Below are 21,377 nucleotides of genomic sequence, written 5' to 3' on the forward strand. Positions count from 1 at the left end.
TCCTCCGGCGCATGCCTCTGAGTCTCGCGGCACCAATTTATCACGCGTTGAGCGCACGGCCATAGGCATCGAGCACGCTTTCCTTCATCATCTCCGACAGCGTCGGATGCGGGAAGATGGTGTGCATCAGCTCTTCCTCGGTGGTCTCCAGGTTCATCGCCACGACAAAGCCCTGGATCAGCTCCGTCACCTCGGCGCCGACCATATGCGCGCCGAGCAGCTGGCCGGTCTTCTTGTCGAAGATGGTCTTGATGAAGCCCTGGTCCTCGCCAAGCGCGATCGCCTTGCCGTTGGCGCCGAACTGGAAACGGCCGACGCGGATGTCCTTGCCTTCGGCCTTCGCCTTGGCTTCGGTGAGCCCGACCGAGGCGACCTGCGGGTTGCAATAGGTGCAGCCCGGGATCTTCAGCTTGTCTGTCGCATGCACGCCGGGGAAATTGGCGATCTTCTCGATGCAGACCACGCCTTCATGCTCGGCCTTGTGGGCGAGCATCGGCGGTCCGGCGACATCGCCGATAGCGTAGATGCCGGGAACGTTGGTCTTGCCATAGCCGTCAATGACGACGCAGCCGCGATCGGTCTTCACGCCGAGCGTCTCGAGGCCGAGATTATCGATGTTGCCCTGCACGCCGACGGCCGAGATCATGCGGTCGGCGGTGATCTTCTCGACCTTGCCGTCCTTCATCTCGACATGGGCGGTGATCGAGTTGGCACCCTTCTCGACCTTGGTCACCTTGGCCTCGAGGATGATTTTCATGCCCTGCTTCTCGAACTGCTTCTGCGCGAATTTCGAGACCTCGGCATCCTCGACCGGCATCACCGCCGGCAACAGCTCGACCACCGTCACCTCGGCGCCCATGGTGCGGTAGAAGGAGGCGAACTCGATGCCGATGGCGCCCGAACCCATGACCAGCAGCGACTTCGGCATCTCCTTCGGCACCATCGCCTCGAAATAGGTCCAGATCAGCTTGCCGTCCGGCTCGATGCCGGGCAGCGCGCGCGGCCGGGCGCCGGTGGCGAGAATAATGTGCTTGGCGGTATAGGTGCCCTCGCCCTTGACGCCCTTGGGCACCGGCGGCTGCGGCTCCATCGGTTTCTTGGCCGTCTTGGAGACGACGATCTCACCGGGCTTGGAGAGCTTGGCCTCGCCCCAGATAACGTCGACCTTGTTCTTCTTCATCAGGAAGGCGACGCCGCCATTGAGCCTCAACGACACTTTGCGCGAGCGGTCGACGACAGCGGCCGTGTCGGCGCTGACCTTGCCGCCTTCGAGCTTCAGGCCGTAGTCCTTCAGATGATCGGAATAGTGCATGATCTCGGCCGAGCGCAGCAGCGCCTTGGTCGGGATGCAGCCCCAGTTGAGGCAGATGCCGCCGAGATGCTCGCGCTCGACGATGGCAGTCTTGAAGCCGAGCTGGGCGGAGCGCACCGCCGTGACATAGCCGCCGGGGCCCGAGCCGATGATTATGACGTCGTAGGATTCTGCCACGGGGTTTCTCCCTGATTTTCTCTAGAGTTCCAGCATCACACGCACCAATGGCGCCAATGCGTCACCTATATTGCGCGTGTTTTCGGCATCGAGATGGACCCCGTCGATCGGTGTGGTCTCGGCCACCGTGCCGGCATCGAAAAAGCCGCAGCCGGCCTCGTCGGCGAGCGCGGAATATTGCGGCGCCAGCCGCTTCGAGGCCTCGTCGCCGCCGGCAAACATTTCCTTGAATTCGGCATTGTCGGTGCGGCTGACCGCTGGTGGCGCGACGATCAGGATTTGCGGCGCGGCCCAGTCGAACGGATAATCGTGGCCGCGCACGATGTCGATCAGCCGCTGCACCCCCTGCTTGGCCGCGACCGGATTGCCGTGGATCCAGGGCTTCATGTCGTTGGCGCCGAGCATGATGATGATCAGGTCGAGCGGCGCATGGCTGGTCAGGATCGTCGGCAGCACCTTGGCGCCATTGCGGTCGGCACCAGCCAGGTGATCGTCGAAAGCCGTGGTGCGGCCGTTCAGACCTTCGGCAATGACTTCGATATCATCGTCGCCCAACGCCGCCTTGAGCACGCTCGGCCAGCGATCTTCCAGCGCATGACGCCCGAGGCTCGCCGCGTCATAGCCCCAGGTCAGGGAATCGCCGTAGCAGAGGATCGTCTTCATGCACCCGCACCCGCCTCCGCCCTAAGCCCGCGCCGCACGCGCCATCCCACGAACAGCCACTGCACGATAACCGTGGCGATGCTTGGCAAAAACAGACCGGCGACAACGGGGAGATCGCCCGACCACTGGGCTTTGCCAGGCGGCTGCGAGAAGGTCCAGGCAATCAGCCCGATTCCGGCCAGCACGAACAACGAAACCCCAACAAGCCCCGTCAGGTTTATCGCCCTTTGCGGGTTTGGCACGAACTGCGCGATGAAAAACGCCACGGTCGCAACGATGGTGACCAGCGCCGAAACCATGAAGACCAGGATGTATTCGGAATTCGCATTGGTGACGATTGCCAGCCACAGCGCCACCAGCCCGCCGGCCAGGCCGGAAAGGATCAGGGCGAAAAGGCTGGTGACGAATTTCCGCACAGCCTTTTTCCTTCCTAGACCAGCATGCCCATCGGATTTTCGATCATGCGCTTGAAGGCGACCAGAAGTTCGGCGCCGAGCGCACCGTCGACGGCGCGGTGATCGGTCGACAGCGTCACCGACATGATATTGGCGATTCTGATCTCGCCATTCTTGACCACCGGCCGCTGCTCGCCGGCACCCACCGCCAGGATCGTCGCATGCGGCGGGTTGATGACGGCGGCAAAGTCCTTGATGCCGAACATGCCGAGATTGGAGACAGCCGTCGTGCCGCCCTGATATTCCTCAGGCTTCAGCTTGCGGCTGCGGGCACGGCTCGCCAGATCCTTCATCTCGTTGGAGATAGCGGACAGTGTCTTTTCGTCGGCGTGGCGGATGATCGGCGTGATCAGGCCGCCGGGGATCGACACGGCAACGCCGACATCGGCGTGCTTGTGCTTGACCATGGCGCTTTCGGTCCACGACGCATTGGCATCCGGCACCGCCATCAGCGCCATCGCCATCGCCTTGATCACCATGTCGTTGACCGACAGCTTGTAGACGGGCACTTCGCCCTTGTCGGTCTTCTTCATCGGAGCCGCCGCATTGATCTGTGTGCGCAGCGCCAGCAGCGCATCGAGCTCGCAGTCGAGCGTCAGGTAGAAATGCGGGATGGTTGTCTTGGCCTCGACCAGGCGGCGCGCAATGGTCTTGCGCATATTGTCGTGCGGGACGAGCTCATAGGACCCTTCGGCAAACAGCTTCAGCACCTGTTCGTCCGACATAGCCTTGGGTGCCGCAGCCGGAGCCGCAGGTGCCGGAGCGCCGGCAGGTGCGGCTTTCGCGGCCGGTGCAGCCTTGGCGCCACCGCCGGCAATCGCCGCCTCGACATCGGCCTTGACGACACGGCCATGCGGGCCGGTGCCACTCACAGCGGACACATCGACGCCGGCGTCCTTGGCTATGCGCCGCGCCAGCGGCGAGGCGAAAGTGCGCTCGCCTGACGATTGGCTGATCTCCCCCCTTGTGGGGGAGATGGCCGGCAGGCCAGAGGGGGGCGCGACAGACTGAGAGGTCGGCGGGACAGCGCCCCCCTCTGTCGACTTCGTCGACATCTCCCCCACGGGTGGGGAGATTGACGCCTTATCCTGCTTGGCATCGGCTTTCGCGGGCGCGGCATCGCCACCACCCTTTGCCGCCGCCCCTGCATCCTCGCCTTCGCCGGCGAGAATGGCGATCAGCGCATTGACCTTGACGCCTTCGGTGCCGGCCGGAACGACCAGCTTGGCGACCGTGCCCTCATCGACGGCCTCGACTTCCATCGTCGCCTTGTCGGTCTCGATCTCGGCGATCACGTCGCCCGGCGAAACCTTGTCGCCCTCCTTGACCAGCCACTTGGAAAGATTGCCCTCTTCCATCGTGGGCGAGAGTGCCGGCATGGTGATGTTGATTGGCATAGTTACTCTCCCTGCAAGCCAGCCGGGCTAACCACGGCAAGTTCTAGACGTTTGCCTTTGAATTCCTTGCCAATCGATCGGGCCAAGAAGAAATTCAAACAAAGGAATGATGCTACAAGCCCAAGGCATGCTCCCCCAACAGAGCTCAGTACCTGAATTGCCTCATGGCGAAGTCCAAAAAAACCGCCAATGAACCCAATGACGAACCCAACAATCGCGCCAGCAACAAATCCACAAGCGATACTAGACAGGAAGCTCCGCCAAAATAGAGACCAAGCTATTCTCCTCACATCTGCCATCGTCGCCATTTCTGCCTCCCCCGCAAGAAAGACCGTCAGCGATACGTGACGGCTTTGACCGCCTCTATGACCTCGCCGACATTGGGCAAAGCCAGCTTTTCGAGGTTCGCCGCATAAGGCATCGGCACGTCCTTGCCGGCGATGGTGATGACCGGCGCGTCGAGGAAATCGAAGGCGCGCTGCGAAACCTGGTTGGCGATGTGGTCGCCGACCGAGTTCTGCGGGAAACCTTCTTCCACCACGATCAGGCGGTTGGTCTTTTTCACGGAGGCAATGACGGTGTCGAGGTCGAGCGGGCGGATGGTCCGGAGATCGATGATCTCGGCATCGATGCCCATGCCGCGCAGTTCGGCTTCCGCCTTGATGGCATAGGTCATGCCGATGCCGAACGAGACGATGGTGACGTCCTTGCCCTGCTTGTGAATGCGCGCCTTGCCGATCGGCAGCACGAAATCATCGAGCTTCGGCACGTCGAAGGACTGGCCGTAGAGGATTTCGTTTTCAAGGAAGATGACCGGGTTCGGATCGCGGATCGCCGCCTTGAGCAGGCCCTTGGCGTCGGCAGCCGTGTACGGCATCACCACCTTCAGGCCGGGAATATGGCTGTACCAGGCGGCATAGCACTGCGAATGCTGGGCGCCGACGCGGGCGGCCGCACCGTTCGGTCCGCGGAACACGATCGGTGCGCCCATCTGGCCGCCCGACATATAGAGCGTCTTGGCCGCGGAGTTGATGATCTGGTCGATCGCCTGCATGGCGAAGTTGAAGGTCATGAACTCGACGATCGGCTTCAGGCCGGCCATCGCCGCACCGACGCCGACGCCGGCAAAGCCGTGCTCGGTGATCGGCGTGTCGACGACGCGGCGCGGCCCGAATTCCTGCAGCAGCCCTTGCGTGATCTTGTAGGCGCCCTGGTATTCCGCGACCTCCTCGCCCATGACGAAGACATCGCCGTCGCGGCGCATTTCTTCAGCCATGGCATCGCGGAGCGCTTCGCGCACCGTGGTCGAGACCATCTCGGTGCCGGCGGGAATATCCGGATCGGCGGCAGGTTTGGCCGCCGGAGCGGCGGGAACTGCCTTCGGAGCCTCGCCGGCATCCTGGGGAGCCGCTTTTGTACCTTCCTCGGCTGCATCGGTCCGCTGACCGCCAGCGGAAACGGCATCCTGGGTGGAGGCAGGCTTGCCGCTCTTTTCGACATCGCCTGCACTTTCACCGTCCTGCAGCAACACGGCGATCACCGCGTTGACCTTGACGCCTTCGGTGCCGGCGGGAACCACGATCTTGCCGATCGTGCCTTCATCGACGGCTTCGACTTCCATCGTCGCCTTGTCGGTTTCGATCTCGGCGATGACATCGCCGGCGACGACCTTGTCGCCCTCGTTCTTCAACCATTTGGAAAGATTGCCCTCTTCCATGGTCGGCGAGAGAGCGGGCATGAGAATTTCGATCGGCATGTCCTTGCCCTCCCGTTACAATACGATGTCGGTCCAGAGCTCGGACGGATCCGGCTCTGCGTCGTGCTGGGCAAATTCGGCGGCGTCGGCGACGATGTCGCGGACTTCCTTGTCGATGTTCTTGAGTTCGTCCTCGGTCGCCCACTTCTTGGCCGTCAGCCGCGCCTTGACCTGCTCGATCGGATCATGATCCGAGCGCATCTTCTGCACTTCTTCCTTGGAGCGGTATTTTGCGGGATCCGACATCGAGTGACCGCGATAGCGATAGGTCTGCATCTCGAGGATGATCGGACCGTTGCCGGCACGGCACCATTCGGTCGCCTGATCGCCGGCGGATTTGACCGCACGCACATCCATGCCGTCGACCTGAATGCCGGGAATCTTGAACGAGGCGCCGCGATGCGAAAAATTGGTTTCGGCCGACGAGCGCGACACCGAAGTGCCCATGGCGTAGCGGTTGTTCTCGATGATGTAGATCACCGGCAGCTTCCACAGCGAGGCCATGTTGAAGCTTTCATAGACCTGGCCCTGGTTGGCAGCGCCATCGCCGAAATAGGTCAGCGACACATTGTTGTTGTCGCGGTAGCGGTTGGCGAAGGCGAGACCGGTGCCGAGCGAGACCTGCGCGCCGACAATGCCGTGGCCGCCGTAAAAATGCTTCTCCTTGGAGAACATGTGCATGGAGCCGCCCTTGCCCCTCGACAGGCCACCACGGCGTCCGGTCAGCTCTGCCATGACGCCGCGCGGGGAAAGTTCCATCGCCAGCATGTGGCCATGGTCGCGATAGGCGGTGATCATCTGGTCGCCGTTGATCAGCGACATCTTCATGCCGGTGACGACCGCTTCCTGGCCGATATAGAGGTGGCAGAAGCCGCCGATAAAGCCCATGCCGTAGAGCTGGCCGGCCTTTTCCTCGAAGCGGCGGATAAGCAGCATGTGCCGGTAGGCGGCAAGCTCCTCGTCCTTGGTGAAGTCAGCCGGCTTGGGGGCGGAAAGCCCCGTTGATTTGGCGGACGTCGATTTAACGGATTTGGCAGGCGCTTTTTTGGCGGCGGTGGCCATGCATCACTCCCTGTTGGCGTCTCTTTGCGGACACTAAAGCACACCATGTCTGCTCCGGGGAGGATCAGCTCCTCCCCACCGATTGGAGGGAAGCTAACATGCGAGACCGCGTTTCGCCATGCAGAAAAATGCATGGCTGGCATGCGCCTAAACGCCCAGAATCATTAGAGATAACAGCGATTAACTGAAACTTGGTTATTTCGAATTGGCCGGCAGCATGACGGTGATTTCATCGGGCTGGGACAGATTGAGCGCCCGGCGTGCCTGCTCGTCGAGCATATCCTTTTCAAGCGTACCCTCATGCATCAGCTGGACACGCCGCTCCAGATCGACCCGGCGCGCCTTGATGGCATCGTACTTGGCCTGCAATTCGATGGTCTGCGCTTCGAGCTGATATTTGGAATTGATGCCGAACTCGCCATGATAGGCATGGAAGCCGAAATAGGCCAGGAACGCCACGCAAAGGGACGGGATGATCAGCCGGCCGGTGTTTCTCTGCTTGTGCTGGCGTGTCCACATGGTCGCAATCCTTTGACCGCCATTTGTCGCTCGATTGTGCTTAATGGACGGTTACGGACAGGTGCATTAGCCAGCGGCCGCAACGAAAAAGGGCGGGAAAATCCCGCCCTTCCATCGTTTTCGCCAGTTCGGCAGAATTTAGGCTTTGACCACCGACTTGCCAGCGTAGCGCGCCTGCTTGCCGAGCTCTTCCTCGATGCGGATCAGCTGGTTGTACTTGGCCATGCGATCCGAGCGCGACAGCGAACCGGTCTTGATCTGCCCGCAATTGGTGGCGACGGCGAGGTCGGCGATGGTCGAATCCTCGGTTTCGCCCGAACGGTGCGACATGACTGCGGTGTAGCCTGCCTTATGCGCGGTCTCGACAGCGTCGAGCGTTTCGGTAAGCGAGCCGATCTGGTTGACCTTGACCAGGATCGAATTGGCGACACCCATGCGGATGCCGTCGCGCAGCCGCGCCGTGTTGGTGACGAAGAGGTCGTCGCCAACCAGCTGCGTCTTGTTGCCGATCAGGTCGGTCAGGTACTTCCAGCCCTCCCAGTCGTCCTCGGCCAGGCCGTCCTCGATCGAGATGATCGGATAGTCGGCGGCAAGCTTGGCCAGGTACTTGGCCTGCGCCTTGGGATCGCGGGTCCTCTTCTCGCCCTCATAGACGTAATTGCCGTCCTTGAAGAATTCGGTCGCCGCACAGTCGAGACCAAGCGCGATCTCCTCGCCCGGCTTGAAGCCGGCCTTCTCGATCGATTCCATGATGAAATCGAGCGCCACCGGCGCACTCTTCAGATTGGGCGCGAAGCCGCCTTCGTCGCCGACATTGGTGTTGTGGCCGGCATCCTTCAGCTTCTTGCGCAGCGTGTGGAAGATTTCGGAGCCCCAGCGCACGCCTTCGCGCAGCGTCGGCGCGCCGACCGGCAGGATCATGAATTCCTGGAAATCGATCGGATTGTCGGCATGCGCGCCGCCGTTGATGATGTTCATCATGGGCACCGGCAGCAAATGCGCCTTGGTGCCGCCGACATAGCGGTAGAGTGGCAGGCCGGCGGCTTCCGCTGCTGCCTTGGCGACCGCCAGCGAAACGCCGAGAATGGCGTTGGCTCCGAGCCGGCTCTTGTTGGGCGTGCCGTCGAGCTCGATCATGGTCTGGTCGATGTGGATCTGGTTTTCGGCTTCCATGCCGCCGATCGCCTCGAACAGCTCGCCATTGACGGCCTCGACCGCCTTGAGCACGCCCTTGCCGAGATAGCGGGCGCCACCGTCGCGCAGTTCGACGGCCTCATGCGCGCCGGTCGACGCGCCCGACGGCACGGCGGCGCGGCCCATCGAGCCGTCTTCGAGAACGACGTCGACCTCGACGGTCGGATTTCCACGGCTGTCCAGGATTTCACGCCCGACAATGTCGATGATGGCGGTCATTGCGATGTCCCCGATTGATCGATTGAAAGCGTCGCGCCCCTCTTAGCCAAAGTGCCGCAAAAGGCAATCAGGAATGGCATGAAATAATAGTGACGATCGCCCCATGCGCTCAGGCCGTGGGGCATGGGCGACGCCATCTGAACGCAAACAGCCCGCCCAGACGTCATATGTCTGGCGCGGCATGGGGTGGGTGCCCCGCCCCTGCGGCAATGCCTTTGTCACGAAACCAGGCGGCACACAAACTCCACCCGATGCTTCAAAAGAGGCTACCGCCAACGTGACAAACTTCACAATGCAGAGAATTCGAAGATGTTAGGGTCACATCTACAACGCGAACTATTTGGCGACCACAGTGAAATCAACAAACTTGAACTCTTTGGGGAGGCGGCAATGGCAGCGATTTCAGGTACTGGCTGGGAACTTCTTATTAGTCGCCAAGTCGAGCATACGAGGGGCACCAGACGCAGGACAGTTGGTACCTATAAAGTCTTTCACAACGGCACGGCAGTAACGGGTCTATCGGGGTTCGTGTGTGAATCTCGCGGCCCAGGCGACAATTCCAAAGAAGACAATGGCAGGCGCATCGAGCCCGGCACCTATCCGCTGGCGACGCAGGCCGGAGGCAAATATGTGACCATCGGCTACACTGGCGGCAAGACGCCACCCAAACCTGGACTCGAACTGCTGAAGACCAACAAGCGCACCGAAATCCTGATCCATCCGGGCGTCAATTTCCTGTCCAGCGTCGGATGCATCAACCCGACGAAGAAGGTGAGCGGTCCTCTTTCCGACATGGATTTCACGGAGAGCCGGACACGCGTAATCGCCCTCATCGACGATTTGAAAACCTTTGCCGGCGGTGGCTTCCCGAAAAACAACGGCAAGCGAATTCCCAATGCTTCGGTGGTCGTCGAAGGCGAACCGGTGCTGTCGACCGAGAGTGTCGAGAGCGTGCTCGAAGCCGTTGCGGGCGATCCGAACAAGGGTTTGCCAGCAGCGGTCTTCCAGAAATTCGCGCCGAGACCGGCAAGCGGTTCCAAGCGAACAATCTATGACGGTTACATCGGCGCCTTTACCTCCGACAAAGGCCTCAAGACACTTGGCGATCATGGGGTGTGCAACAACTATGATCGGCTGATGCATTTCTTCGCTCAAGCGGCGATGGAAACCGGTGGCTTCACCCTCATTCGCGAATCCCTGACCTACACGAACGTGGCGGCAATCCGGAACGCATGGAGGTCGCGAGCCGCGGGCAAGACCGATCAGTGGATCGAGGACAACCTGCTGCGCAAGCCGCAAGCCCTGGGCGACTGGGCCTATGGCGGCCGCATGGGCAATGTGAAAGGAACGTTGGACGGCTTCAATTTCCGCGGCGGCGGCACGTTCCAGACCACCGGGCGCGACGCGTACACGGCCAAGGGCAAGCTCGCCAAGGTTGACCTCGCCAATCATCCTGAACTGATCGAGGATCCGCAGACTTCGCTGCTCGCAGCTTGCGCCGAATGGAAAGGGTCAGGCTGCAATGCCTTTGCCGATGCCGGCCTGATCAAAAAGATCTCGCGCGCGATCAACGTCGGCAACGCCAATTCCGCCACGCAGGCCAATGGCGAAGCGGATCGGATCGCCTGGCACGAAAAGGTTTTCAAGGCGGTGAAGAATGCCGGACTCCTCGGCTGAGCATGCCTCGGATCACGTTCGACAACACCACGTCATCATAATTCAGAGATAACAATCTCTGTGTCGACTAGGATGGTGATGCGCGGGGCGAAACAGGAGGAGTTTCGCCATGTCCGAGTTGAGCGGTATCGTGAGTTTGTTCCTGATCGCGGCGGCGTTCCTGACGTCCTGCGATACGCAGCAGCCGCCAAGGGCGGCGACGCAGCTGTCCACGTTTCATGCGGCAGAATAATTTAGAAACTGTCGGGTTGCACTGAAAAGGCCCCCGTTTCGGAATTCGGGGGCCTTTTCACGTCAGGCGTCAGCGCAGCTGATCAATGCCAATACGGCGTGACCTTGTAGTAATCATAGGAAGCATCACGCGCGGCCTCGCCATCGGCGCCGGCCAGTTCATTGATCGAATAGGCGGGTGCTGCCTTCAGCTGCTCCTTCGAGAACGGCACGACATAGCCGCCCTTGTCCTCGTCATAGTCGAGGCTCGCCCACGGAATGGCGTGATACTTCTCGCCAATGCCGAGAAATCCACCGAACCCGATAACCGCGAACATGATGCCGTTCGACGTCTTGTCGAGCATGATGTCCTCGATGCTGCCGATGCTCGTGCCTTCGGTGTTGTAGACCGACGTGCCGATGACGCGCGAAGCGGCGATGGCTTCGGTGTGGCCTGTCTGGGTGGTCATGGCTGCTGCTCCTCATGTCGTTGATCGATACTTTGACAATGAGGGGCGCGGGCGAAAGTTCCCGTTTTTTCGAGCGGCGGGCGGTTACTCCGCGAGGATGAACGTCACCTTCATGTTGACGCGATAGGCCGCGATCCTGCCGTCCTCGACGACGATCTTCTGGTCCTGGATCCAGGCGCCTTCCACGTTCTTCAGGGTCTTTGAGGCGCGCTCAATCCCCTTCTCGATGGCGTCCTGAAAGCTCTTTTTCGACGACGACGTGATTTCGGTGACGCGGGCGACGGACATGGCTTCCTCCTGCCAAGACGCTCATTTGCAGCAGCGAGCCTACAGCCGGCTTATGCCTTCCACAAGCAGGGCAGCGCGCGCGCCATCGCCGAATCCATCAGCCTCGGTTCAGGTCAGCAGCATTCTTGGCGATGCGGTCGAATGCCATCAGTCTTTCGAGCAGCGCCGGCATGTCCTTCAGCGGCAGCATGTTGGGCCCGTCGGAGGAGGTCGAATTGTCGGGATCCTGGTGGGTCTCTATGAACACGCCGGCGACGCCGACGGCAACGGCAGCCCGCGCCAGCGTCTCGACAAAGCGGCGCTCGCCACCGGAGGAACCGCCCTGCCCGCCCGGCTGCTGCACCGAATGGGTGGCGTCGAAAATCACCGGCGCGCCGATCTCGGCCATCACGGGCAAAGCCCGCATGTCCGACACCAGCGTGTTGTAGCCGAAGGAAGCGCCGCGCTCGGTGGTCAGCACATTGGGGTTGCCGGAGCCGGTGATCTTGGCCACCACGTTCTTCATGTCCCAGGGCGCCAGGAACTGCCCCTTCTTGACGTTGATCACCTTGCCGGTCTTGGCCGCGGCGACCAGCATGTCGGTCTGGCGCGACAGGAAGGCCGGAATCTGCAGCACATCGACATGGTGCGCTACGATCGCGCACTGCTCCTCGGTGTGGACATCGGTCAGAATGGGAAGCGAAAACGCCTTGCGCAACTCGTCGAACACCGGAAGCGCCGCGTCCATGCCGGCGCCGCGCGTTGCCGACAGCGAGGTGCGGTTGGCCTTGTCGTAGCTGGTCTTGTAGACGAGGCCGATGCCGAGCTTGCCGGTCAGTTCCTTCAGCGCGCCGGCCATGTCGAAAGCGTGCTGGCGCGATTCGAACTGGCACGGGCCGGCGATCAACGCCAAGGGCCCGCTATTGTCGAAGACGACGTTGCCGACGGTTACCGACGAATTCGGCGCCAGCGAATTGGGCCCTTGCGGCTTGCTCATGGGGTCTCCCGGAAGATGAAAGCCGCGCCCTGTCCGGATGCCGGCTGCACGACGATTTCGTTGCCCGCTATATCGTGCCCGACGGCGTTGTCTGCAAGCAGCCTCGCGACAGCGCCGACACTGCGGGCCGAAAAGACGATCGCGGCGAAGCGAAGGTCCGTCGGCGCGCCAGCCGACATGCCGAAGCGCTCAGCGAAAGCCGCGGGCTTGAGAACGCTCAAACGCGCGTTCGCCAGGTCGAACGCCGTGCTGCTCCTCTGCCTCGAACCCGTCGCTGTCTCGATCAGGTGGCGCTTTTCGGATGGCACGCCGCTGACCGCGACGATTTCGGCAATGCCGGTCACGCCGTTGGCATGGGCCTGCAGTGCCGTACGGTCGATTTGAGGGGCGTTGATCCGCTCGCAAGCGAACAGAAAGGCGTCCATCGTCTCGGCGCCGGCGGCGAAAGCCAGTTTGAACGAGGCCATGTCGCTCTTTCCGGCCGTGTCGGTGAAGGCGCGGGAAAAGCTCAGTACATCTCCCGCCGACAGGCCGGCTTTGATAAAGCGCGCATGGTCCGCATCGGCATCGTCGGTGGCCAGCACCACGGCGGAAAAGCCCTCATCGCCCAGCCTGGCGCGATAGAGCCGGTCGCGCGCGACAAAGACATTGCCACCGGCAAATGCCTCGTCTGCAGCCTGTTCATTCCCGACCGCCAGCGGTTCGAGGTAGGTGCCGTCGGCGAAGAAGACGCAGCAATTTTCGGTGCCGAAAGGGTGGATGCCGGTTGGTGCGACGATGAAGCCAAGCGATGTCAGCCGCGCCCGCGCCACGGCGAGGCTCGCCGTCGGCAACACAAGATGGTCAAGCGGATGGATCGTGCTGGTCATGCCGGCGCGGTGTGCATCATTCCGGAAATCGGTTCAAGGCCTCTTGCCAGCCCGATCAGGCCATCGCCACGACATCGGCCGAATAGCGCAATTCGCGCAATGGTTTGACCCGACTGGTCGTCTCGGCATAGAGCGGGTGCGCCTTGTAGGCGGCAAGCGCGGCATCATCCTCGAACTCGGCATAGACGACCACGTCGATCGCATCCGACAGCGGATCGACCTTGGTGTTGAGCGTCACCTCGAAGAGGCTTGAATGCGGGATCTTGCCCAGCGCGAGCAAGCCCGTGCGCACGGCCTCGACATCGTCCTTGCGCCGCGCGCTGAAGAAAACGATATGCCGGATCACACCTGCCTCCACGTTCGATTTGCGGCATGTTTTGTGTGAGCGGGACCGTCGCGTCAACCGCCACGATGTCGCGCCCGGCAATGCCGGCAGGCGACTTTGCAGAGGCGCAAAAGCTAGGCTTTGCCGGTGACGTAGCGCACGACGCGCGACATTTCCCTGACCGTCGTGTCGAGATAGCGGCCCTGATTATAGAGGCCATCCCAGATCAGGAAAAAGGCGATGGCGGTGATGACGATGACGTAACGCATGGCTGAAACTAACGTATGTGGCTGTTCCTAACCATAGCGATTTCACCGGCGGTCGCTCGCCCTCACCGATTCTGGCCCCAGGCACGCCACCTGGGCCAGTGCCGGGCACGGCTTGCCTCTTGAAGTTCCGGTCGATGCGGTGGAAGATTGTGGCGAAAATTTAAGCAGGCTACGGCGTTCGCGCCTGGCGAATGAAAGTGGAGGATGTGGAGGCCGGCAGATCTTGCGCCGCCCCCGCGGAAGTCCAGGGGGGTGTGAGATGGCTGTCAGGGAATACAAAGGCATCGGCGACGCCATCAGGCTGGACGAACTCAATTTCGCCGAGATCGTCAAGGGCCTGCCGGCCAAGGCGCGCATGGTGCTGTCGGCGGCGATGAAATTGCCGCGCGGTTCGCTGAAGGTGAGGATGCCGGATGGCCGGGCGGTGCTTGTCGGCGGCAACGGACCCGGGCCGGATGCCGAGCTGGTGTTGAAGAACTGGCGCCTGCCCGGCCGTGCCTTTTCCGGCGGCACCATCGGCGTTGCCGAATCCTACATGGACGGCGACTGGGAAAGCCCTGATGTAACCAGCTTCCTCGAACTGTTCGTCGTCAACTCGGCCGTTGGGGAACGCATTGCCGGCGGCGCCAACTGGCTCATCAACACGGTCCAGCGCATCCGCCACTGGTTCAACGAAAACACCCGCACCGGCTCGAAGCGCAACATCTCGGCGCATTACGATCTCGGCAACGCCTTCTACAAGCAATGGCTCGATCCCAGCATGACCTATTCGTCGGCGCTCTATGCGACCGGCGCCAACGACCTGGAAAGCGCTCAGGCCGCCAAATACCGCGCGCTGGCCAAGGATACCGGCATCGGCAAGAAGGACCATGTGCTCGAGATCGGCTGCGGCTGGGGCGGTTTTGCCGAATTTGCCGCGCGCGAGATCGGCTGCCGCGTCACCGGCCTGACCATCAGCCGCGAACAGCACGATTTCGCCAAGGCGCGCATCCAGAAGGCGGGACTGTCTGACAAGGTCGACATCAAGCTGCAGGATTACCGAGACGAAACGGGCACTTACGACCGCATCGCCTCGATCGAGATGTTCGAGGCGGTCGGCGAAAAATATTGGCCGGTATTTTTCGGCAAGATGAAGGCATGCCTGAGGCCCGGCGGCACCGCCGGCCTGCAGATCATCACCATCAACGAGGCCGCTTACGACACCTATCGGGCGCGGCCGGATTTCATCCAGCGCTATGTCTTCCCAGGCGGCATGCTGCCGACGCCGTCGATCCTGAAGACGCTGGGCAGCGACCATGGCCTTGCCCATCTGCGCGAGCGCGTCTTTCCGGACGACTATGCCCGCACGCTTGCCGAATGGCGCAACCGCTTCTGGGCGTCGTGGGAAAAGATCGTCCCGCTCGGCTTCGACGACCGCTTCAAGAAGCTTTGGGAATTCTATCTCCACTATTGCGAAGCCGGCTTCAGGGCCAGCTACATCGACGTGCGCCAGGTGGTCTACAAGGCCTGATCCGAAGCGTGATTGAGCGGGCGTATGCCCGCTCGTTTTCCCTGTTAGCTGCACGTTGCCTCAAAGCAGGATGCGATACTTCGCAAACCCGGATTCGCCCTCGCCGGCCGGCTCGATCTTGAGCGATTTCACTCCCGATATAAAATCCTTCGCTTTGGGGCCGGTCTCGAACACGACGCTGGTGCCGGGCAGCGGCGTGAACGACCAATTGTCGTCGGCCGAGGGATTGATCGTGCCTTCGCTGACGACGTAGCGCACGATCACGTCGCGGTTGGTGTCCGGCGCCTCGTAGATGATCTTCGAGGCATTGATGTCGGGGAAATTGCCGCCACCGCCGGCGCGGTAATTGTTGGTGGCGACGACGAATTTCGCTGCCGGATCAATAGGCTTGCCGTCGAAGCTGAGGCCGACGATGCGGTTCGAGCCGGCATTGGCGACGCCACCCTTGGCATCGTATTTCGGCAGCTGCGACAGGTCTATTCCGTAGCTGACGCCATCGATCACATCGAAATTGTAGGACGGGAATTCGGTGTCGATGAGCGCCTGGTCGGCCTTGCCCGGCTCGATCTTCCTGAAAATGCCGGCCGACATTTCCAGCCATTCCTTCACTTGCGCGCCGGTGATTTCGACGGCGCGCACCGTGTTCGGATAGAGATAGAGGTCGGCGACGTTCTTGATGGCGAGGTCGCCCACCGGCACGTCGGTATAGTAGTCGGCGCCGTTGCGCCCGCCGGCCTTGAAGGGTGCTGCCGCCGACAGCAGCGGCACATCCTTCCACTGCGTGCTCTTCAATATGTCCTTGAGGTACCAGCTCTGCGCCTGGTTGACGATCTGCACCGACGGATCGTCGGCGACCAGCGCGAAATAGGAATAGAGCGGCGCCGAGGTCTTGCCGACCGGTCGGCGGACATAGGCAAGTGTCGCCTCATGGTCCGCCTTCAGCGCATCGACGACGCGCTGGTCGTCCGCCACCGTCGGCTTGTTTGCCTTGTCGACGCGCTGGTAGATCGGCCTTGCCTCCGATGTGGCCGAGGCTACGCGCCATTTCGATCCGTCCCGTTCCAGAAGCAGATCGATCAGTCCCATATGCGAGCCCCAGAACCCCCCCATCACGGCGGGCTTGCCCTGCAGCGTGCCTTTCTCGGTGTCGACGCCTTCGAGCGCCTGAAAATCCTTCTTGCCGGGGAAGACCAAATGCTGATGGCCGGTGAACACCGCATCGATGCCTTCGACGCCGGCGACGAAGAAGGAGGCGTTCTCCATGCCGTCGCCCTGCTTGATATCGATGCCGGAATGCGAGAGCGCGATGACGATGTCGGCGCCCTCCTCCTTGATCTGCGGCACCCATGCCCTGGCCGCCTCGACGATGTCGCGCGTCCTGACATTGCCTTCCAGGTTCTTCAGGTCCCAGACCATGATCTGCGGCGGCACGAAGCCGATGATGCCGATCTTGATCGGCTGCTCGACGCCCGACCCGTCCTTGATCTTCTTGTCGAGGATGACATAGGGCTTGAGGTAGAGCTTGTCGTCGCGCGGGTTGGCGGCAAGCTCGGTGCCGCGGATCAGATTGGCGCAGACGAACGGGAAATTGGCTCCGGCCAGCACCTTGTCGAGGAACGACAGGCCGTAATTGAACTCGTGATTGCCGAGCGTCGAGCATTCATAGCCCAGCAGGTTCATGCCCTTCATGATCGGATGCAGATCGCCTTCCTTGAGGCCCTTCTCATAGGCGATGTAATCGCCCATCGGATTGCCCTGCAAAAGATCGCCATTGTCGATCAGCATCGCATTGGTGGCTTCCTTGCGCACCGCCGCGATCAGTGAGGCCGTCCGCGACAGGCCCATCGTGTCGTTGGCTTTATCGGCGTAGTAGTCGTAAGGCAGCACATTCACATGGATGTCGGTGGTCTCCATGATCCTCAGATGCGCCTGGTTGGCCTGCGCGCGGGCGGAAAACGGATGCAGCATGATCAGCGCCCCGCTGGCGGCCGCACCGGCAAGAAAACTACGGCGGGAGACGGGGTTGAGCAAATGTGACATTGGTTTTCCTTCCCAGCGACGTGACAAGATCCCAGCCCCGGGCGGAAGCTTCGCGCCGAAAACCGGCCATGTCCATCGGGAAGTCAGTCGATCAGCAAAAGGTGACGGCTGGATGAATATCCTTGGCCGCGGTTGAGAACCTCAGCCCTTGTTATCATCGCCCTGGGTGATCAGTCGCGCGCTCCGCTGGCCGGTGAAATAGATCCATAGCCAGCTAAGCGACACCGACAGCCGGTTGCGGAAGCCGATCAGGAAGTAGATATGCGCCACGCCCCACAGCCACCAGGCAAGCCATCCCGTGAGCTTGATCCGGCCGAAATCGATCGCGGCTGCCCACTTGCCGATCGTCGCCAGGTCGCCGGCATGTTTGTAGCGGAAAGGGCGCGGCGCGCCATCGCCGGCCAGCCGCGCCCTGATCGTCGCGGCGACGTGCTTGCCCTCCTGCTTGGCGGAAGGCGCCACGCCTGGCACCGGCTTGCCGTCCGGCCGCAAGACATGCGCGGTGTCGCCGATGACGAAGATTTCAGGACTGTTCGGCACGGTCAGATCGGGCTCGACCATTACCCTGCCCGCCCGGTCCACCGGCGCTCCCAGCCACTCTCCAGCGGGCGAAGCCGCTACGCCGGCGGCCCACAGGATGGTTCGCGCCGGCAGATGCGTATCGCCAAAGACGACGCCTTCGGCATCGAGGCGCGTGACGGCGCGGCCAAGCTCGACCGTGACGCCCCGCCGCTCCAGCGCCTTGCGCGCATAGTCGGACAGCTTTGGCGCGAAATTGGCGAGGATCCTGTCTCCGGCCTCGACCAGCACCACACGCGCCTCACGCGTGTCGATGTTGCGGAATTCGCCGCGCAGCGTTTCGTGCGCGAGTTCGACAATGGTGCCGGCAAGCTCCACGCCGGTCGGGCCGCCGCCGACGATGACCAGTGTCAGCAGTGCCTGGCGCTTGGCCGGATCGGTCTCGCGCTCGGCCTGCTCGAAGGCGAGCAGGATGCGCCGGCGAATGGTGGTTGCGTCTTCAAGCGTCTTCAGCCCAGGCGCGAAAGGCTCCCATTCGTCGTGGCCGAAATAAGCATGACGCGCGCCGGTGGCGAGCACCAGCGTGTCGTAGGGAACAGAACTGCCGTCCTCAAGCAGCACGCGTTTGCCTGGACGGTCGACGCCGGTGACGTTGCCGAGCAGGGTCGTCACGTCCTCGCGCTTGCGCAGCAGATGACGGATCGGCCAGGCAACTTCCGAGGTCGCCAGCGAGGTGGTCGCCACCTGGTAGAGCAGCGGCTGGAAAAGGTGATGGTTGCGCTTGTCGATCATGGTGATGCGCACGGGTGCGCCGGCCAGCGCCCGGGTGAGTTCGAGACCGCCGAACCCTGCGCCGACGACAACGACATGATGGCTGGTTTCACTCATCGCATTCACCCCTGTTTGTCTCTCTTTATCTAGTGATTTTTGTGCACCGCAACAATGTCGCGGCGCGCTAGACTGCCGCGCGTAAGGCTGCCCAGGACTCGTCGCCGGATGTCGCGAATGCCTATGTCGGCAAGCCTGGACGGGTATAGCTTTGCAGGGGCTGGAACCACGGGAGTGAAGCATGGCCAACGACGATGACAAAGATCGCAAAGGGCGGGCGCAATATTCTTCTCCGCCTTGCTTCATGCACGAACTCGATCCGGAATTTCGCGCGCCATTGACCGACTGGACCGATGTGCGCCGTTGGCGCAAGGCCGAGCGCGAGCGTCTGATCGCGGCACGGTTGGCGGTTTCCGCCGATGCGCGGGTGGCGATGTCGCGGGCTATCGCCGAAGGGCTCGACGCGGCAATCGGCGACATTGCCGGCCGCATGGTCAGCCTCTATTGGCCGTTTCGCGGCGAGCCGGATCTGCGGCCGTGGATGGCGTCGATCAACCAGCGCGGCGGCCGCACGGCACTGCCAGTCGTCATCGAGAAGGGCCAGCCGCTGATCTTCCGCGCTTATGTACCCGGCGACCGGCTGGAAAAAGGCGTCTGGAACATCCCTATCCCCGCCGAAGGCGACCCGGTGCTGCCCGACATCGTCATCTCGCCGATCGTCGGCATCGACCCGCAAAACTACCGCCTGGGCTATGGCGGTGGCTTCTTCGACCGCACGCTGGCTGCCATGCCGTTCAAGCCATTGGTCATCGGCGTCGGCTACGAACTGCAGCGCATCCCCACCATCTACCCGCAGCCGCACGACATCCCGATGGACCAACTGGTGACCGAGGTATTAAAAGCCTAGCGTGATGAGATTCAGAGACCCTCCGTGTGATCGCACATATTCATAAATATCACGCTTAGAAAAGATCGCCGTTGGTGTCATTCCCAGGCAACTGAGGAATATCCGCCTTACCGGCATCTTTATACTCGACCAACAAACGAATGCGGCGATACACACTGAACAGAATTTTCAGCAAGACAAGCGGATCTCCGGTGCGCGCGTGTAGCGCACCTGCAGACGGAAGCTCAATCAATCGGGCCATGTCATTGGCATTGTCGGCGATTATCTTCACCTCTTCAGCGGCTTTTCTAGTATCCACTTTATTTGATTTTACGCACAATTCCGTGCACTCCGCTACTCAGTTCCTAAGCCTCTCCGCTTCTTCTCCATCGCCGCGCGATCAACAATCGCGCAAGGCAAAGGACGAACTGATCTTCATCACGTGCGGCATAACAGACAGCCACTTCTTGTGGATGCGTTGATAGCCCACGAGGTGCTTCGCCGCGATGCGCAGGATGTAGTCGTATTCACCCGACATCAGGTGGCAGGACAGCACATTTGGGCAGCACTTTATCGCCGCATCGAGGCCGGTTGACCGCCGTGTAGCAACACAAATGTTACGTGACAAAAATCCGACGTGGTCGATAAATACTCTTTAAGGGAACCATGCTGCAGCGAACCGCTTCGACATGCGCTTCGGGCGGATCCAACAGTGTCGAGCCGCTCTTGAATTGGCTGCTTCGCAACGGGTGGCGAGATGATCGGACGAACCATAGCAATTACCCTCGCAATTGCGTTTTCCCTTTCGCCTTTGCATGCGCAACCACGGCATCGTTTGCCGAGCGGCTACAAATGGGGCCGCTGCCTGCTTGTTGTTGGCGGTCAGACCCGCATATCCGGAAGGTGCTCTTATCAACTCGAGCAGGGCGGCGATTTCAATATCCAGGGACCGAAGCAAGTTTTTGCAGGGATCGACTATCCTGATCCGCATAGTGGCGCTAGTGAAATGTCTAAAGATTACTGGGCGGATGTCTACAAGGACGGTGATGTCTGGGCGGGCTATGCAAACTCCGACATTCGCGCCACCCACGGTGATGAACGCTGGGAAGAACTTCGCCGCGAAGGCGCATGCTATATCGGGAAGGACGTCCGAGTATGTTTGTGGCGTTAAGCCAGTTCCGGCTTCATTCCCATGGCGGTCCGATCGACGATCTCGCGCAGGGCAAAGGATGAGTTGATCTTGGTCACATGCGGCATCGCCGACAGCCACTCCTTGTGGATGCGCTCATAGTCGACCAGATCCTTGGCGGCGATGCGCAGGATATAGTCGTATTCGCCCGACATCAGGTGGCACGACAGCACATTGGGGCAGCGCTTGATCGCCGCCTCGAAATCCGACAGCGTCTTTTCGAACTGTCCCGACAGCGATATGTGCACGATCGCCGTCATCTGGTGGCCGAGCGCGGCATTCGAAAGCCGGGCGTGATAGCCGCGGATGGTGCCGGATTTCTCCAGATTGTCGAGCCGGCGCGAACAGGCCGACTGCGACAGGCCGACCCTTTCGGCGAGCGCCGCATTGGGTATGCGGCCATCCTTCTGCAGTGCCTCGAGAATGGCGATATCGATCCTGTCGAGCGGCATTTCTCGTGATTCCTGCGAAATTTCCTTGATTTCGCGCAACGATTATCGAAACGCGTGACCCCGCGCAAGCGCATTCGCAAACACCTGCGCAACGATTTGTGGTTCACTCGGTTGA

The 21,377-nt window shown here is 61.4% G+C and carries 24 protein-coding genes and 1 pseudogene; 5 read left to right on the forward strand and 20 right to left on the reverse strand.

Annotated elements, in window-relative coordinates; all coding sequences use genetic code 11:
• Positions 1–40 precede the first annotated feature (40 nt).
• From lpdA to eno, 9 genes are all read right to left on the reverse strand, one after another.
• Positions 41–1,489, reverse strand: coding sequence for a dihydrolipoyl dehydrogenase (lpdA, locus tag AC3EMP_RS22025; RefSeq protein ID WP_023668919.1), 1,449 nt, complete (start codon positions 1,487–1,489; stop codon positions 41–43).
• A 21-nt stretch (positions 1,490–1,510) separates the two neighbouring features.
• Positions 1,511–2,152: an SGNH/GDSL hydrolase family protein gene (locus AC3EMP_RS22030; RefSeq protein WP_023682555.1), complete on the reverse strand. Its 642-nt coding sequence runs from the start codon at positions 2,150–2,152 to the stop codon at positions 1,511–1,513.
• The gene (locus AC3EMP_RS22035; protein ID WP_023668917.1) at positions 2,149–2,568 is read right to left on the reverse strand and encodes a hypothetical protein; all 420 of its coding nucleotides are present in this window, start codon (positions 2,566–2,568) and stop codon (positions 2,149–2,151) included. The genes AC3EMP_RS22030 and AC3EMP_RS22035 overlap by 4 nt, the downstream gene beginning before the upstream one ends.
• Before the next feature lie 14 nt (positions 2,569–2,582).
• Positions 2,583–4,004: a pyruvate dehydrogenase complex dihydrolipoamide acetyltransferase gene (locus AC3EMP_RS22040; protein WP_352712928.1), complete on the reverse strand. Its 1,422-nt coding sequence runs from the start codon at positions 4,002–4,004 to the stop codon at positions 2,583–2,585.
• Between the two features lie 2 nt (positions 4,005–4,006).
• Complete coding sequence (locus AC3EMP_RS22045) at positions 4,007–4,312, reverse strand: hypothetical protein (RefSeq protein ID WP_023714177.1); 306 nt, start codon at positions 4,310–4,312, stop codon at positions 4,007–4,009.
• Between the two features lie 26 nt (positions 4,313–4,338).
• On the reverse strand, positions 4,339–5,760 hold the full coding sequence (locus AC3EMP_RS22050) for a pyruvate dehydrogenase complex E1 component subunit beta (RefSeq protein ID WP_023682558.1): 1,422 nt from the start codon (positions 5,758–5,760) through the stop codon (positions 4,339–4,341).
• 15 nt (positions 5,761–5,775) lie between these two features.
• Complete coding sequence (gene pdhA, locus AC3EMP_RS22055) at positions 5,776–6,822, reverse strand: pyruvate dehydrogenase (acetyl-transferring) E1 component subunit alpha (RefSeq protein ID WP_023682559.1); 1,047 nt, start codon at positions 6,820–6,822, stop codon at positions 5,776–5,778.
• Positions 6,823–7,017: 195 nt separating this feature from the next.
• Complete coding sequence (locus AC3EMP_RS22060) at positions 7,018–7,341, reverse strand: FtsB family cell division protein (RefSeq protein WP_023706543.1); 324 nt, start codon at positions 7,339–7,341, stop codon at positions 7,018–7,020.
• A 138-nt stretch (positions 7,342–7,479) separates the two neighbouring features.
• Positions 7,480–8,754 (reverse strand): phosphopyruvate hydratase, encoded by a 1,275-nt coding sequence (gene eno / locus AC3EMP_RS22065; RefSeq protein WP_023706542.1) that lies wholly within the window; start codon positions 8,752–8,754, stop codon positions 7,480–7,482.
• Positions 8,755–8,940: 186 nt separating this feature from the next.
• Between eno and AC3EMP_RS22070 the strand changes: the two genes are divergently transcribed.
• Both AC3EMP_RS22070 and AC3EMP_RS22075 read left to right on the forward strand, forming a co-directional pair.
• Complete coding sequence (locus tag AC3EMP_RS22070) at positions 8,941–10,431, forward strand: glycoside hydrolase family 19 protein (protein ID WP_352907982.1); 1,491 nt, start codon at positions 8,941–8,943, stop codon at positions 10,429–10,431.
• A gap of 109 nt (positions 10,432–10,540) precedes the next feature.
• On the forward strand, positions 10,541–10,663 hold the full coding sequence (locus AC3EMP_RS22075; RefSeq protein ID WP_023668910.1) for a hypothetical protein: 123 nt from the start codon (positions 10,541–10,543) through the stop codon (positions 10,661–10,663).
• 82 nt (positions 10,664–10,745) lie between these two features.
• Here the strand turns inward: AC3EMP_RS22075 and AC3EMP_RS22080 are convergent, their stop codons facing one another.
• The 6 genes from AC3EMP_RS22080 to AC3EMP_RS22105 form a co-directional block, all read right to left on the reverse strand.
• Positions 10,746–11,111, reverse strand: coding sequence for a PRC-barrel domain-containing protein (locus AC3EMP_RS22080; RefSeq protein WP_023668909.1), 366 nt, complete (start codon positions 11,109–11,111; stop codon positions 10,746–10,748).
• A gap of 84 nt (positions 11,112–11,195) precedes the next feature.
• Positions 11,196–11,399, reverse strand: coding sequence for a dodecin family protein (locus AC3EMP_RS22085; RefSeq protein ID WP_023668908.1), 204 nt, complete (start codon positions 11,397–11,399; stop codon positions 11,196–11,198).
• Between the two features lie 97 nt (positions 11,400–11,496).
• Positions 11,497–12,375 carry a 3-deoxy-8-phosphooctulonate synthase gene (gene kdsA, locus AC3EMP_RS22090; protein WP_031198152.1) on the reverse strand — a complete coding sequence of 293 codons (879 nt, stop codon included), beginning with the start codon at positions 12,373–12,375 and terminating at the stop codon, positions 11,497–11,499.
• Entirely contained in the window at positions 12,372–13,244 is an 873-nt protein-coding gene (locus AC3EMP_RS22095) for a VOC family protein (protein WP_023714175.1), read from the reverse strand. The genes kdsA and AC3EMP_RS22095 overlap by 4 nt, the downstream gene beginning before the upstream one ends.
• A 55-nt stretch (positions 13,245–13,299) precedes the next feature.
• Complete coding sequence (locus tag AC3EMP_RS22100; RefSeq protein ID WP_023682566.1) at positions 13,300–13,590, reverse strand: Dabb family protein; 291 nt, start codon at positions 13,588–13,590, stop codon at positions 13,300–13,302.
• A gap of 113 nt (positions 13,591–13,703) precedes the next feature.
• Positions 13,704–13,838 (reverse strand): hypothetical protein, encoded by a 135-nt coding sequence (locus AC3EMP_RS22105; RefSeq protein ID WP_023668905.1) that lies wholly within the window; start codon positions 13,836–13,838, stop codon positions 13,704–13,706.
• Between the two features lie 259 nt (positions 13,839–14,097).
• Between AC3EMP_RS22105 and AC3EMP_RS22110 the strand changes: the two genes are divergently transcribed.
• Positions 14,098–15,348, forward strand: a complete 1,251-nt coding sequence (locus tag AC3EMP_RS22110) for an SAM-dependent methyltransferase (protein ID WP_023668904.1) — start codon at positions 14,098–14,100, stop codon at positions 15,346–15,348.
• 60 nt (positions 15,349–15,408) lie between these two features.
• Here AC3EMP_RS22110 and AC3EMP_RS22115 read toward each other — a convergent pair whose 3' ends face one another.
• A complete protein-coding gene (locus AC3EMP_RS22115; RefSeq protein ID WP_352712925.1) occupies positions 15,409–17,388 on the reverse strand; it encodes a bifunctional 2',3'-cyclic-nucleotide 2'-phosphodiesterase/3'-nucleotidase in 1,980 nt (659 codons plus the stop codon).
• 141 nt (positions 17,389–17,529) lie between these two features.
• Positions 17,530–18,795, reverse strand: coding sequence for an NAD(P)/FAD-dependent oxidoreductase (locus tag AC3EMP_RS22120; RefSeq protein ID WP_023682568.1), 1,266 nt, complete (start codon positions 18,793–18,795; stop codon positions 17,530–17,532).
• Positions 18,796–18,976: 181 nt separating this feature from the next.
• Here AC3EMP_RS22120 and AC3EMP_RS22125 point away from each other — a divergent pair, with 181 nt between their 5' ends.
• Complete coding sequence (locus AC3EMP_RS22125) at positions 18,977–19,642, forward strand: 5-formyltetrahydrofolate cyclo-ligase (protein ID WP_023736668.1); 666 nt, start codon at positions 18,977–18,979, stop codon at positions 19,640–19,642.
• A 55-nt stretch (positions 19,643–19,697) separates the two neighbouring features.
• Here the strand turns inward: AC3EMP_RS22125 and AC3EMP_RS22130 are convergent, their stop codons facing one another.
• Positions 19,698–19,961: a hypothetical protein gene (locus tag AC3EMP_RS22130; RefSeq protein WP_352712923.1), complete on the reverse strand. Its 264-nt coding sequence runs from the start codon at positions 19,959–19,961 to the stop codon at positions 19,698–19,700.
• A gap of 60 nt (positions 19,962–20,021) precedes the next feature.
• A pseudogene (locus AC3EMP_RS22135) lies at positions 20,022–20,204 on the reverse strand (Lrp/AsnC ligand binding domain-containing protein); the annotation flags it as partial.
• Between the two features lie 174 nt (positions 20,205–20,378).
• On the opposite strand from AC3EMP_RS22135, the gene AC3EMP_RS22140 reads away from it, so the two are divergent.
• Positions 20,379–20,792 (forward strand): hypothetical protein, encoded by a 414-nt coding sequence (locus AC3EMP_RS22140; RefSeq protein ID WP_352712921.1) that lies wholly within the window; start codon positions 20,379–20,381, stop codon positions 20,790–20,792.
• Here the strand turns inward: AC3EMP_RS22140 and AC3EMP_RS22145 are convergent.
• Entirely contained in the window at positions 20,789–21,262 is a 474-nt protein-coding gene (locus AC3EMP_RS22145) for an Lrp/AsnC family transcriptional regulator (protein ID WP_023668897.1), read from the reverse strand. The two genes, AC3EMP_RS22140 and AC3EMP_RS22145, sit on opposite strands and share 4 nt — an antisense overlap.
• Positions 21,263–21,377: the final 115 nt, after the last annotated feature.

The sequence above is a fragment of the Mesorhizobium sp. P160219 genome, from assembly GCF_057786095.1.

Bases quoted from the DNA above. Each gene is read 5' to 3' on its own strand.
- AC3EMP_RS22120 (WP_023682568.1), bottom strand. From the start codon at position 18,795: ATGAGTGAAACCAGCCATCATGTCGTTGTCGTCGGCGCAGGGTTCGGC.
- AC3EMP_RS22050 (WP_023682558.1), bottom strand. From the start codon at position 5,760: ATGCCGATCGAAATTCTCATGCCCGCTCTCTCGCCGACCATGGAAGAG.
- AC3EMP_RS22110 (WP_023668904.1), top strand. From the start codon at position 14,098: ATGGCTGTCAGGGAATACAAAGGCATCGGCGACGCCATCAGGCTGGAC.
- AC3EMP_RS22115 (WP_352712925.1), bottom strand. From the start codon at position 17,388: ATGTCACATTTGCTCAACCCCGTCTCCCGCCGTAGTTTTCTTGCCGGT.
- AC3EMP_RS22045 (WP_023714177.1), bottom strand. From the start codon at position 4,312: ATGGCGACGATGGCAGATGTGAGGAGAATAGCTTGGTCTCTATTTTGG.
- AC3EMP_RS22145 (WP_023668897.1), bottom strand. From the start codon at position 21,262: ATGCCGCTCGACAGGATCGATATCGCCATTCTCGAGGCACTGCAGAAG.
- AC3EMP_RS22075 (WP_023668910.1), top strand. From the start codon at position 10,541: ATGTCCGAGTTGAGCGGTATCGTGAGTTTGTTCCTGATCGCGGCGGCG.
- AC3EMP_RS22085 (WP_023668908.1), bottom strand. From the start codon at position 11,399: ATGTCCGTCGCCCGCGTCACCGAAATCACGTCGTCGTCGAAAAAGAGC.
- AC3EMP_RS22095 (WP_023714175.1), bottom strand. From the start codon at position 13,244: ATGACCAGCACGATCCATCCGCTTGACCATCTTGTGTTGCCGACGGCG.
- AC3EMP_RS22080 (WP_023668909.1), bottom strand. From the start codon at position 11,111: ATGACCACCCAGACAGGCCACACCGAAGCCATCGCCGCTTCGCGCGTC.
- AC3EMP_RS22030 (WP_023682555.1), bottom strand. From the start codon at position 2,152: ATGAAGACGATCCTCTGCTACGGCGATTCCCTGACCTGGGGCTATGAC.
- AC3EMP_RS22060 (WP_023706543.1), bottom strand. From the start codon at position 7,341: ATGTGGACACGCCAGCACAAGCAGAGAAACACCGGCCGGCTGATCATC.
- pdhA (WP_023682559.1), bottom strand. From the start codon at position 6,822: ATGGCCACCGCCGCCAAAAAAGCGCCTGCCAAATCCGTTAAATCGACG.
- kdsA (WP_031198152.1), bottom strand. From the start codon at position 12,375: ATGAGCAAGCCGCAAGGGCCCAATTCGCTGGCGCCGAATTCGTCGGTA.
- AC3EMP_RS22105 (WP_023668905.1), bottom strand. From the start codon at position 13,838: ATGCGTTACGTCATCGTCATCACCGCCATCGCCTTTTTCCTGATCTGG.
- eno (WP_023706542.1), bottom strand. From the start codon at position 8,754: ATGACCGCCATCATCGACATTGTCGGGCGTGAAATCCTGGACAGCCGT.
- AC3EMP_RS22125 (WP_023736668.1), top strand. From the start codon at position 18,977: ATGGCCAACGACGATGACAAAGATCGCAAAGGGCGGGCGCAATATTCT.
- AC3EMP_RS22140 (WP_352712921.1), top strand. From the start codon at position 20,379: ATGATCGGACGAACCATAGCAATTACCCTCGCAATTGCGTTTTCCCTT.
- AC3EMP_RS22040 (WP_352712928.1), bottom strand. From the start codon at position 4,004: ATGCCAATCAACATCACCATGCCGGCACTCTCGCCCACGATGGAAGAG.